This window comes from Candidatus Tisiphia endosymbiont of Parasteatoda lunata (assembly GCF_964030955.1).
GTDB lineage: Bacteria > Pseudomonadota > Alphaproteobacteria > Rickettsiales > Rickettsiaceae > Tisiphia.
Window position 1 is genome coordinate 837,804 of sequence record NZ_OZ035003.1, and the last position, 11,849, is coordinate 849,652.

Sequence of the window (11,849 nt, forward strand, 5' to 3'; positions counted from 1 at the left end):
TGAACTTCAAGAATTGGCGTTGTCGTGTCTAAAGATCTCCGCTGCTCACGTACTAATGTACGCTCCGCTGCTCGATTTTGACACTCCTAGCTCTTCTTGAAGTTATACTATCGTCTACCAACTATTCATTTACGAGCAGTATACTAATCGGGTTAGCTATAACGAGTTATGCCAAATTCGGTTATATTTGTGAATATATCAGATTTTTATGTTCCACTAATAGCAATTATCATTATTTTTGTGGTATTGCTCATTTTTTTAACCAAGATATATTATAATTAATAGTGATGCCAAATAAATTTTTCCTAAGTCTTAGTTTAATGAGGCTGTACAATCCTACTGGCTATCTGTTGGTATTTTTCTCAGCCTGCTTTGGGGTTCTTCTTACCAATATTACAATATATAGTTTGCTAAAATTATTATTATTATTTTTTATCGGAAGTATCATTACTAGGGGAGCTGGTTGCATTCTTAACGATATTTTGGACAAAGATTTTGATAAACATGTTTTACGAACAAAAAACAGACCTTTGGCGAATGGATCATTGAATGTAAGTGACGCGATGATTTTATTAACTATATTATCAATTATTTCCCTGACCATTTTATTGTCATTAAATAAAACAGCAATTTGCTTAGGGTTCTTTTCCTTTATCTTGATCGTTTTATATCCGCTAATGAAAAGAATTACTTTCTTTCCACAAATATTTCTAGGGTTAACATTTAATGGAGTTTTAATTGGTAATAGTGCGGTAATTGATAAAATATCACTAGAAGCTATTATAATGTATATTGCCTGCTGTTTTTGGATTATTGGTTATGACATTATTTATGGCTTTATGGATATAAAGGACGATAAGAAGATTAAGATCAAGTCAATGCCACTTTTTTTAGAAAAGAGAAATTATAAATTACATTTATATATTTACTATACCATCTTCATATTATTATTCATACTTTCTAACATTATAGCAACCCATCGACCTAACTATATAGCTATTCTCTGTGCTTATATAATGCTAACTTGGCAGGTAGTAACATTAGAAATCTCAGACCCACAAAATTGTCTTACTAGGTTTAAAAATAATAATTACGTTGGTTTAATCTTGGCTTTAGGTGCATTAGATTTGCATAATTAAATAATTGTGCTGATGTTCCCAACTTAACTCTACCCCTTAATTATCAAGGCTTCTTCAAGCAATTTTTTCTGTTGCTCATTATGTATAATCGGTGAGCCAACTGCTGGTGAGGCAGACTCATTCCTACCAACATATACAAATTGATTATTAATAGATGCATTTTTTAGGATATCATTTAAGTGATCTTTAACAAAATTCCATGCCCCCATATTTTTAGGTTCTTCTTGACACCAAATAAACTCTTTAGCTTTATTATATTTACCTAATATTTTAACGATAAAATCCGTTTCAAACGGATATAGCTGTTCAAGTCTAATAATCACAATATCTAAAATATTCTTTTCTTCTCTTTTTTCTAATAAATCATAGTAGACTTTACCACTACATAATATAATTCGTTTCACTTCCTTGGCATTTATAGCATCATTAATTTCGTCTAGTACAGGTATAAAGCTCGTATTCTCATCAAGCTGGGAGAGAGGTGATACAACCATTTTATGTCTTAATAAAGATTTTGGTGACATTACTATTAGTGGTTTACGAATATTACTGTATATTGGACGACGTAATAAATGAAAAAATGAAGATGGCGTCGTAGGATATGTAACTTGCATATTATTTTCAGCAGCAAGCTGCAAGAACCTCTCGAGTCTTGCAGAGCTATGCTCTGGACCTTGTCCTTCAAGTCCATGTGGTAGTAGTACTACTATACCGCTCATCCTGAGCCATTTGCTTTCGCTACTGGAAATGAATTGGTCGAAAATTATTTGAGCTCCGTTAGAAAAATCGCCAAATTGAGCTTCCCAAATTACTAAATCTTTTGGATTAACTAATGAATAACCATACTCAAAACCTAAAACTGCATATTCAGATAAATTACTGTCAGCAATTTCAAAATTTGCTTGGCTTTGCGATAAATTATTTAATGGTGTATAAGTTCTATCATCCACCTGACTATGTAACACTGAATGACGGTGAGAGAAAGTGCCACGCCCACAATCTTGACCAGTAAAACGTATTCTAGTGCCTGAATTTAATAAACTAGCAAAGGCTAACTGTTCTGCAGTTGCCCAATCAATAGGTCTATCTTGCTTTAAGGTATTTTCTCTTAATTCAAATAATTTTGCAAGTTTGGGATTTAAAGGAAAATCTTTTGGTATCTGACAAAGCTTTATACCAAGTTCTTTTAAGGTATTTTTGTTAACACCAGTAGAGAGCATTTGAGCATTTGATCTAGTATAACTAGACCATAAACCTTCTAAAAACTGAGCTTGCGGTTGATAATTTTTGGCTTGTTCATATTCTTGATCTAATTTCAGTTTAAATTGTTCTTTCAATGCAGGAAAATAATTTTGGTCAATTATTCCGCCTGCTATTAGGTTATTTGCAAAAATAGTTGCCGGGGATTGCTTATTTTTTATTACATTATACATAACAGCTTGAGTGTACATAGGTTCATCACCTTCATTATGACCATATTTACGATAACAAATGATCTCAACGACTATGTCTCTAGCAAATTTATACCGATAATTCACTGCAATATTGGTAGCCTTGATCACTGATTCAATATCATCACCATTTACATGTAGAATTGGACTATTAATTATCTTAGCAAATTCAGTAGAATATCTACCTGGTCTAGTGTCATAACTATTCGCTGTAAATCCAAGCTGATTATTAATGACAAAGTGAATAATCCCGCCAACATTATAAGGCTTTAGATCCGACATAAATAAACTCTCAGCTACTACACCCTGACCACAAAAAGCACTATCACCATGAACCAAAATACCCATTACTTTCTTACGATTAGTATCTTGGATGCTATCCTGTTTTGCTCGTACTTTACCAGCTACTACCGGATTCACCGCTTCTAAATGCGATGGATTATCTGCCATAGAAAGATGTACCTTAACCCCCTCTCTTATCTGATCTGATGAATAGCCAATATGATACTTCACATCACCTGAAATACCTAAATCAGTTGGCAAGATACTACCTGTTATAAATCCAGATAAAATAGCTTTATAAGGTTTAGTCATTACCTTAGCTAGTGTGCTAAGTCTTCCTCGGTGAGCCATACCTATTACTACATCTTCTATTCCATGGATAATAGACATATCTATAGCTTTATCTATAGCCACTACACTTGCCTCTCCACCTTCCACTGAAAAGCGTTTTGCTCCAGGAAATTTGGTATGTAGATATTGTTCAAATCCTTCAATTTCTACTAAGTCTTGTAATATATTCTTCTTGTCTTGTTCTAATTCTAATAGACTCTGGTTATTTTCTATCTGCTCAAAAAACCAAGTTTTCTCATCTTCATTGGTCACATGAGCAAGTTCTACGGCAATATCTTTAGTATAAGTTTGATCAAGTAAATCAACTAATTCCTTAAGTGAACATGCTTTTATTCCAAAAAATTCATCATCAATTTCTATAATATTATTCAACTGATCTTTGGTAAAACCAAAATCTTCTATATTAAGTCTCAAGTCATTTTTAGTCTTAAGAACCTCAAGATTTAAGGGATCTAACTTAACTAAATAATGTCCATAGTTACGATAGCTGGCAATCATTGCTTTTGCTCTGAGCTTGTTGGTTGCAGCAGAAAGTTCCGTAACATACGGTAGAGGCTTTTCTTGAGGTGAAGTAATAACATGAGCAATAGTTTTTGTGTTCTGAGGACTATTATTATTTCCAATATTTTGGAAATAATTTTGCCAGCTTTCATCAACTGCTTTATGATCTGATAAATATAGCTGATATAGCTCTTCTATAAAAACAGCATTACTACCAAATAAAAAACTAGTTTGTTTAAAATTCTTATCCATAACTCCTATTCTTGATTAGTAAAAAACCTAGACAATATTCTCCGTGGGGGATGACATCGTTTTTGGTCTTGTAACCTCATTCGATATAAGAATTAGTAATTCTTATATCGAATTGGCTTCTTATAATGAAAAATGCATTCTTGAAGCGACTGGTACGAATGCATTTTTCTGATATTCTAGCCAGTTTTGCATTGAAATTAAAGACTCTAATCCAAAACTGAGGTTATACCCATCCTCCTGAATTGACTATAGCTTTTTTACCGCAGTTTTAGCGAGGATAAACCAATTAGAGCAAATATTATGGCTATAATCCAAAAACGTATCACAACTTTTGATTCCGGCCAGCCATGTTTCTCAAAATGATGGTGCAGCGGGGCCATTTTGAAAATTCTTTTACCATTAGTAGCTTTAAAATAATATACTTGAATAATTACTGATAAAGTTTCAATAACAAATAATCCGCCAATAATTGCTAGTACAATTTCATGTTTGGTTATAACGCTAATAACACCAAGAACGCCACCTAGACTTAGGCTTCCAGTATCTCCCATAAAAATTTCTGCTGGCTGTGCATTAAACCATAAGAATCCTAGGCTAGCACCAACAATTGAAGCACAGAAGATAGTTAATTCAGAAATATTTGGTATATACATAATTTGTAGATAATTTGCATAGAAACTATTACCGACCAAGTAAATAATTAAGGTAAAAGAACCTGCAGTAATAGCAATAGGCACTATGGCAAGACCATCAAGACCATCTGTTAGATTCACCGCATTTGATGCACCAACTATCACAAACATGCTAAATGGTATATAAAACAAACCTAAATCAATCAATAAATTTTTAAAAAATGGAATAGTGAGCAGATTGTTTCCCTGACTATTGGAGTCTCTTAATAGTAAACAGGCAATTAGACAAATAGTGAACTGAAATAATAATTTATTCTTTCCGCTAACGCCTTTATGGTGGTTTTTTGTTACTTTAGCATAATCATCCATAAAACCAAGTACACCAAAAGCAACAAAGACAAATAACACTATCCATATATATTTATTAGTAAGGTCAGAGAATAATAGAGTGGAAAGACAAACGGTGAAGAGAATCATTATTCCCCCCATAGTTGGTGTTCCTACTTTTGTTTTGTGCGTTTCTGGTCCGTCGTCACGAATTGGTTGACCATATTTTTGTAAATTTTGTAAAAATCTAATTAATCTAGGTCCTATTAAAAAAGAAAGGGTCAAACTAAATAATATGGCAAGTCCAATACGAAAAGTAACATAGTGGAATAAATTTGCTATATGTAATTTATGTATATAGGGGGCAAGAAGGTTGTATATCATTGTAGCAATTCAAAAAATTGTATAATTTTACTAAGTTGGATACTGTTAGATCCTTTTAGTAAGAGTAATTCATCGCCTTTAAGTAATTTATTTAAGTTTTCTATCAACAAATCAACATTATCAAAATGCATTTTTTCTATGTCATTTGGCAAAGAATCGTATATATGTTTGGTAAGATTACCTACTAAAAAAACCCTCTTAGTACCGGAGTCAATAATTGCTAGTATTAAGTCTTTATGGAATTTTATGGAATTTTCTCCCAATTCTAGCATATCACCTAGTATAGCAACTTTTTTCTGTACACTAAGCTGTTTTAGATATAATAAAGCAGCTTTTACTGATACTGGATTAGCATTATAATAATCACAAATGATTTGATAGTTCTGACCATTATATTTAGCGTTGACTAGTTTACCACGTCCTTCAGTTAATGATATTTTGTTTAATTGTGTTGCTGCAGCATTAATATCTAAGTTCAGTATTGCTGCCACCTGAAGAGCGGCAGTATAATTTCTAGCATAATGTTCCGGTACAAAAGGAATTTTAGTATCTATTTTAGTGTTACAGATAGAATAATGTAGACGTACTTCTTGTCCAATATGCTCATATGATGTTAATCTAGAATCTGTGCCTTCAGATTTACCAAAACTATATATATTATTAATCGATAATTGTTTAAGATTCTGTAAAATTCTGTCATAATATTGATGGTCTGAATTTACAACAGCTATGCCATTTTTTGGCATTCCTTCAAAAATTTCACATTTGGTATCAACCAAACTAAGCATAGATTCAAAAAATTCAAGATGGGCTTCCGCTATTGTGGTGATTACTGATATGTTAGGTCGTACCATTTTTGTCAGCTCTCTTATTTCTCCTGAATGATTCATACCCATTTCAAAAAGAGCATATTCTATATCATCAGGCATCGAAGCAAGATTTATAGGCACGCCAAGGTGGTTGTTAAAATTTCCTCTGCTAGCAAAAGTAGGTCCAAAATAACTTAATATAGTTTTGATTGCTTCCTTAGTACCCGTTTTACCAATACTACCGGTAACACCAATAAACCTTGCTTTAGATTTTTTACGTTTATACTCAGCCATGTGGTGTAGAGCAGTTAAGGTATCAGAGACCATAATTACTTTATTATCAGCTAATCCTTTTATTTCCTTACTAATAATTACTGCATTTGCCCCTCGCTGCAGAGCATGTAAGGCATAATTATGTCCATCATTATTACCTTGCAGAGCAATGAACAAATCACCGTTTGTAACGGAATTGGAATTAAACTGAATCTGCCTCCCCTGAATATCAGGATGTACTTCAATATTCAACGCACTAGTTAAGTCTTTTGCTGACCAAATCATTATTTTCTCAAATATAATCAGTTTTTCCTAACTTTGCATGACAGCTGCAACTTCGTCCGCAAAATTTTTATCTTCTTGCTTTATGCCTGCACCTAATTCATATCTTATAAATTGTGTAATTTTAATCGAAGTTCCTAATTCTTTTGCAGCGTTATCCATAACTTCAGAAACTGTTAATTTATCATCAAATAAAAAGTTTTGTTCAAGCAGAACAACTTCTGCTAGGAACTTACGTATTCTACCTTCAACCATTTTTTCAATGATATTGTCTGGTTTACCGGAAGCTTTTGATTGTTCAAAAAATATATTTCTTTCGCGTTCAATTAATGTTTGATCCAAACTTGATGCATCAAGACTATAAGGATTACTTGCCGCTATATGGGTAGCAATTTTCTGTCCTAATTCTAGAAGCTTAGCTTTATCTTTAGTAGTTGATTGTAAACCAACAATGACAGAAATCTTACCTAGACCATCAGCAACAGTATTATGTACATAAGATGCAACTACACCTTCTGATACCCGTAAAACATCCATACGACGTAGATTTAAATTTTCACCAATTGTAGCAATATTGTCTAATATTTCTTCTTCAACTGATCTACCTGTTGATGTTTTTGCTAATTTTAGTGATGGTAAATTATCTTGTGTCAAAGCTAGTTCAGCAATATTCCTAACCAATTGCTGAAACTTATCGTTTCTTGCAACAAAATCTGTTTCCGAATTTACTTCTATAATAGCCCCAACATTATCTTTAATGCTTATTGCTGTTAGTCCTTCAGCAGCAATTCTATCTGCTTTTTTTGCTGCAGCTGATAATCCTTTTTTTCTTAACCAATCAATAGCTGCTTCAAAATCTCCCTTTGCTTCAAGCAAGGCCTTCTTGCAGTCCATCATTCCTGCAGCAGTTTTCTCTCTTAATTGTTTTACAAGTCCAGCATTTATCATTTTACTCTCCTTATTTAAGGTTTATAGTTATTTTTATTGTCCCACTTTGGGAGAAAAACCCCGCACTTGCAGTGCGTCGTTTCAACATAAATTTTAAATATCTTATCAAGAAAAGATAAGATAAGATATTTTTTTAACAAAATCTTACACTTCACAGATATATTCTTTTTGTGTTGTGACACTTTTTAAATGAACCATACACAAATAGTTTCTAACTTTTAAGTTAGTACATACATGAGGCATTCATGCCGTAATATTAAGCTCTGCACTTGCAGTGCAGAGTGGTTAACTGGATTGAGGAGTAGTATACTCAGGTAGAACTTCAAGAATTGGTGTTCCTGCGACCCCTAGCATCCCTACACCTTCAATGTCACCCCAGCCTAGACTGGGATATAAAATGTCTAAAGCACCATTCCTGTCTGTTTCTTTAGATTCCGCACTGAAGTAGGAATGACATCGAAGGGGAATCAGAGATAGCATCAACCCTAACAGGAATAAAATCGAGGCTACTTAATTAAGTTAATACCCCCATAAGTACTAGTTATTTTGTTGTTACAGCAACTTCTGCAAGCTCTAAAGCTGTCTCAAACTCTGACTCTAGTGCTTCTTGATTATTTAGATTTAAAGTTTTAGAAAATTTCTTGGTTGATTTTAACTTAGTAACACCTTTTATATTTGTACCTTTTTCTTCATGAGTAGCTATGCTTCCTAAATCAACACCAGATGCAGCTAAAGCCTCTTCTATACCGGCAAGTACGGCATCAGCAAACAAGGTGCAATAGAGTCTTATAGATCTTATTGCATCATCATTACCGGGAACAGGGTGGTCTATATTATCTGGATTGGAATTAGTGTCAACAATAGCAATTATTGGAATACCTAACTTTACTGCTTCTTGGATTGCTAAATGCTCCTTATTAGTATCAATTACCACAAGCAAATTGGGTCTTGTCCCAATATGTCTAATACCCCCTAAGGATTTAAGTAATTTATCCTTTTTACGGGTCATTTCCAGTATTTCTTTCTTAGTATAACCGGAATATTCCTCTTCATTCCCCAAAACTTTCTCAAGATTATCCAGCTTTTTTATTGAGCCAGAAATTGTCCCCCAATTAGTTAACATACCACCAAGCCATCTGTGGTTAACGTAATATTGCCCACATTTCTCTGCATACTCAGCTACTATATCACTGGCTTGAACTTTAGTACTGACAAATAATATTTTACCGTTTTTCTTGACAGTTTCATAAATTACACCCAAAGCTACCTGCATTAGAGCAGCAGTTTGTTGTAAGTCAATTACGTGAATATCATCTCTTACACCATAAATGTAAGATGCCATTTTTGGATTCCAACGTGAGGTTTTATGACCAAAATGCACCCCAGCATCAAGTAAATCTCTGACATTAACAGCTTTTAGTTTAGACATTATTAAATCTCCTTAAAATGTTAGTTATGTACCTACATATTATAGGTACTCCTCCGCAAGAGTTGATACCAAAGAAATTGGACTAACAACTAGGCTCTTACGTGTGAATTTTGCTTTAATATTAATAAGCAAAGCTTATTATATATTTGATCAACATATTTGCAAGGGTTATGTTGAACGTAATATTCTTAATTAAACTTTTCTCCAACTAGTTGATCCATCTAGTTTGTCTTCTAGAATTATACCATCTTTTGATAAATTTTGACGAATTTGGTCGGCTAATAACCAATTTTTTTGTAATTTGGCTTGCCTACGTTGCTCAATATGTTGGAGAATTGGTTCATCATTTATTTCACAGTAAAACCACTTACTCGCTGGTTGGGTCATTAGACCTATAAAATTGCTGCATGAAAGTAAGTAAGAGGCATATAAGTACTTATCATCTTCTTTGTTACTTGCAAAGATCAGTTTAGCATAATCGTTTATTACTTTAATGGCTAGAGGTGTATTCATATCATCGAATAAGAGAGATAAAAATTCTTCTGGAATGTTCTGCACGTTAAGTTTGTTAATGTCCAAATTCTCTATCGCTCTATACCAATAATTCATTGTTTTTGTAGCATCTTCTAGAGCTTTATTGTTGTAATCTAATGGTTTACGGTAGTGACTACTCAGTAACAGTAATCTAACTACGCTACCAGGGATTTTTTGGTCTATTAAGTCTTTTACCGTAATAAAATTATTGAGCGATTTACTCATTTTCTCACCATTACAGGTTAGAAATCCATTATGCACCCAATATTTAGCAAAGTGAGAGTTCGGGAAAGCACATGTACTTTGTGCTATCTCATTAGTATGATGAGGAAAAATTAAGTCTGCCCCTCCACCATGAATGTCAAAATTTTCTCCGAGATATTTATAGCTCATCGCTGAACATTCTATATGCCAGCCTGGTCTACCTCTTCCCCAAGGACTATCAAAATTTGCCAATATTTCTTCATCTTTACTGGCTGGTTTCCATAATACAAAATCATATGGTTGCTTTTTTGATGGATTATTTTCAATACGCACTCCCTCTAGCATTTCATCAAGATTACGATTTGATAATTTTGTATAATTTGGGGCAGTAGAAATATCAAAATAAACATGGTTATCTGCAATGTAAGCATGATTTAGATCAAGTAATTTTTGAATAATCACAATCATGTCATCAATATGCATGGTGGCTTTTGGCTCGATATTTGGCGTTTTGCAACCTAGATATTGCATATTAGCATGAAATTCTTCGGTGATTCTAACTGTTAAGTCAGAAATCGTTATTTTGAGTTCTTTGGCTCTATTTATTATCTTATCATCAACATCGGTAATATTACGCACATATTTTATATGATTTTGACCAAATATTTTGCTTAGTGAGCGGTATAAAATATCGTATACTACTACGGACCTAGCGTTACCAATATGGGGATGATCGTAGACAGTTGGACCGCAAACATACATTTTTATTAAATTACTATCTAGCGGTACGAAAACTTCTTTCTTGTGAGTAAGTGTGTTATGTAATAATAATTTCATGTTTTTTAATCATAATCAATAATGTCATTTTACAACTAATTTTTATGGATATCTACCTAGAATGTCAATTCAAAGAAATTATTTTGAAAAACTAAAGAAACTACCGATTACTTTAATTATTCTTATTAGTGTGATTTGTAACATTGGTTTTGTTGTACTATATTCCGCTTCAGATAGTAATATTCACCCTTGGGCGTATAAGCAGATGATGCATTTTCTCCTGTTTTTACCAGTTGTGATTATTATTGCAACCATTGATATAAAATATATATTTAAGTTTTCATATATATTTTACATTGCTATTATTATCTTATTAGTTAGTGTTGAGCTTTTTGGATCTATTTCTATGGGAGCAAAGCGTTGGATAGATTTAGGAGTTATCCGTGTGCAGCCTTCTGAACCAACAAAACTAGCATTAGTGTTAATGTTAGCTAGGTATTTTCATCAACTAAAAACTGAGGATTTTGCCAAATTTTACAAGATATTATTGCCTATAATAGGTGTGATAGTACCAGTTATACTGATAATAAAAGAACCGGATCTAGGTACTGGAGTAATTAATGTCATTATTGCTAGTATTATTTTTTTTGCTGCTGGTTTTAGAGTGAGAAATTTTGTGATAATTGGTATTATAGTCCTTACTTGCATACCAATTATGTGGCAAGTGATGCATGATTATCAAAGAAAACGAATCATGGTTTTTTTTGATCCTGAAAAAGATCCTCTTGGAGCTGGATATAACATTATTCAATCAAAAATCGCTATTGGTTCTGGTGGGTTGTGGGGCAAGGGGCTAGCTAAAGGTAGCCAAAGCCATCTAGATTTTTTACCAGAGCATCAGACTGATTTTATCTTTGCTACTTTTGCTGAAGAATTTGGTTTTGTTGGTAGTTTGTTTCTGTTAATTCTTTATTCTGCAATTATAATAATTTCATTAATGATTGCTGTGAATTGTAGAGCTATATTTAGTAAACTGATGGTAATAGGCATAACATCAATCCTATTTAGTCATGTATTTATAAATATAGCTATGGTAATGGGATTATTGCCAGTGGTAGGTGTGCCTTTACCTTTTATATCTTACGGCGGTACAATGATGGTATCAATGCTTATTGGTTTTGGATTAATAATGAATGCTCAGGTACACCAGCATAGGGTTTTGTCGCATCTATAAATCATACTACATCAAGATTGTTAAAACTAAGGTTTTGGAC

Annotated in this window: 9 protein-coding genes; 2 read left to right on the forward strand and 7 right to left on the reverse strand. The window is 33.1% G+C overall.

Annotation, left to right across the window (positions count from 1 at the left end; genetic code table 11):
- The first annotated feature begins 281 nt into the window (after positions 1–281).
- Complete coding sequence (gene ubiA, locus AAHN00_RS05220) at positions 282–1,139, forward strand: 4-hydroxybenzoate octaprenyltransferase (RefSeq protein WP_342272580.1); 858 nt, start codon at positions 282–284, stop codon at positions 1,137–1,139.
- 29 nt (positions 1,140–1,168) lie between these two features.
- Here ubiA and AAHN00_RS05225 read toward each other — a convergent pair whose 3' ends face one another.
- The 7 genes from AAHN00_RS05225 to cysS all read right to left on the reverse strand — a co-directional run bounded on the left by AAHN00_RS05225 (position 1,169) and on the right by cysS (position 10,635).
- Complete coding sequence (locus AAHN00_RS05225; RefSeq protein ID WP_342272325.1) at positions 1,169–3,976, reverse strand: 2-oxoglutarate dehydrogenase E1 component; 2,808 nt, start codon at positions 3,974–3,976, stop codon at positions 1,169–1,171.
- Between the two features lie 257 nt (positions 3,977–4,233).
- Positions 4,234–5,319 carry a phospho-N-acetylmuramoyl-pentapeptide-transferase gene (gene mraY / locus AAHN00_RS05230; RefSeq protein ID WP_342272326.1) on the reverse strand — a complete coding sequence of 362 codons (1,086 nt, stop codon included), beginning with the start codon at positions 5,317–5,319 and terminating at the stop codon, positions 4,234–4,236.
- Positions 5,316–6,686 carry a UDP-N-acetylmuramoyl-tripeptide--D-alanyl-D-alanine ligase gene (locus AAHN00_RS05235; RefSeq protein ID WP_342272327.1) on the reverse strand — a complete coding sequence of 457 codons (1,371 nt, stop codon included), beginning with the start codon at positions 6,684–6,686 and terminating at the stop codon, positions 5,316–5,318. The genes mraY and AAHN00_RS05235 overlap by 4 nt, the downstream gene beginning before the upstream one ends.
- 27 nt (positions 6,687–6,713) lie before the next feature.
- Complete coding sequence (gene tsf / locus AAHN00_RS05240; protein WP_342272328.1) at positions 6,714–7,631, reverse strand: translation elongation factor Ts; 918 nt, start codon at positions 7,629–7,631, stop codon at positions 6,714–6,716.
- A 14-nt stretch (positions 7,632–7,645) separates the two neighbouring features.
- Complete coding sequence (locus AAHN00_RS05245; RefSeq protein ID WP_342272329.1) at positions 7,646–7,813, reverse strand: hypothetical protein; 168 nt, start codon at positions 7,811–7,813, stop codon at positions 7,646–7,648.
- A gap of 359 nt (positions 7,814–8,172) precedes the next feature.
- Positions 8,173–9,060, reverse strand: a complete 888-nt coding sequence (gene rpsB / locus AAHN00_RS05250) for a 30S ribosomal protein S2 (RefSeq protein WP_342272330.1) — start codon at positions 9,058–9,060, stop codon at positions 8,173–8,175.
- Positions 9,061–9,252: 192 nt separating this feature from the next.
- Positions 9,253–10,635 (reverse strand): cysteine--tRNA ligase, encoded by a 1,383-nt coding sequence (gene cysS, locus AAHN00_RS05255; RefSeq protein WP_342272331.1) that lies wholly within the window; start codon positions 10,633–10,635, stop codon positions 9,253–9,255.
- A 67-nt stretch (positions 10,636–10,702) separates the two neighbouring features.
- On the opposite strand from cysS, the gene rodA reads away from it, so the two are divergent.
- Positions 10,703–11,809: a rod shape-determining protein RodA gene (gene rodA, locus AAHN00_RS05260; protein WP_342272581.1), complete on the forward strand. Its 1,107-nt coding sequence runs from the start codon at positions 10,703–10,705 to the stop codon at positions 11,807–11,809.
- Positions 11,810–11,849: the final 40 nt, after the last annotated feature.

Bases quoted from the DNA above. Each gene is read 5' to 3' on its own strand.
- AAHN00_RS05225 (WP_342272325.1), bottom strand. From the start codon at position 3,976: ATGGATAAGAATTTTAAACAAACTAGTTTTTTATTTGGTAGTAATGCT.
- mraY (WP_342272326.1), bottom strand. From the start codon at position 5,319: ATGATATACAACCTTCTTGCCCCCTATATACATAAATTACATATAGCA.
- AAHN00_RS05235 (WP_342272327.1), bottom strand. From the start codon at position 6,686: ATGATTTGGTCAGCAAAAGACTTAACTAGTGCGTTGAATATTGAAGTA.
- tsf (WP_342272328.1), bottom strand. From the start codon at position 7,631: ATGATAAATGCTGGACTTGTAAAACAATTAAGAGAGAAAACTGCTGCA.
- rpsB (WP_342272330.1), bottom strand. From the start codon at position 9,060: ATGTCTAAACTAAAAGCTGTTAATGTCAGAGATTTACTTGATGCTGGG.
- cysS (WP_342272331.1), bottom strand. From the start codon at position 10,635: ATGAAATTATTATTACATAACACACTTACTCACAAGAAAGAAGTTTTC.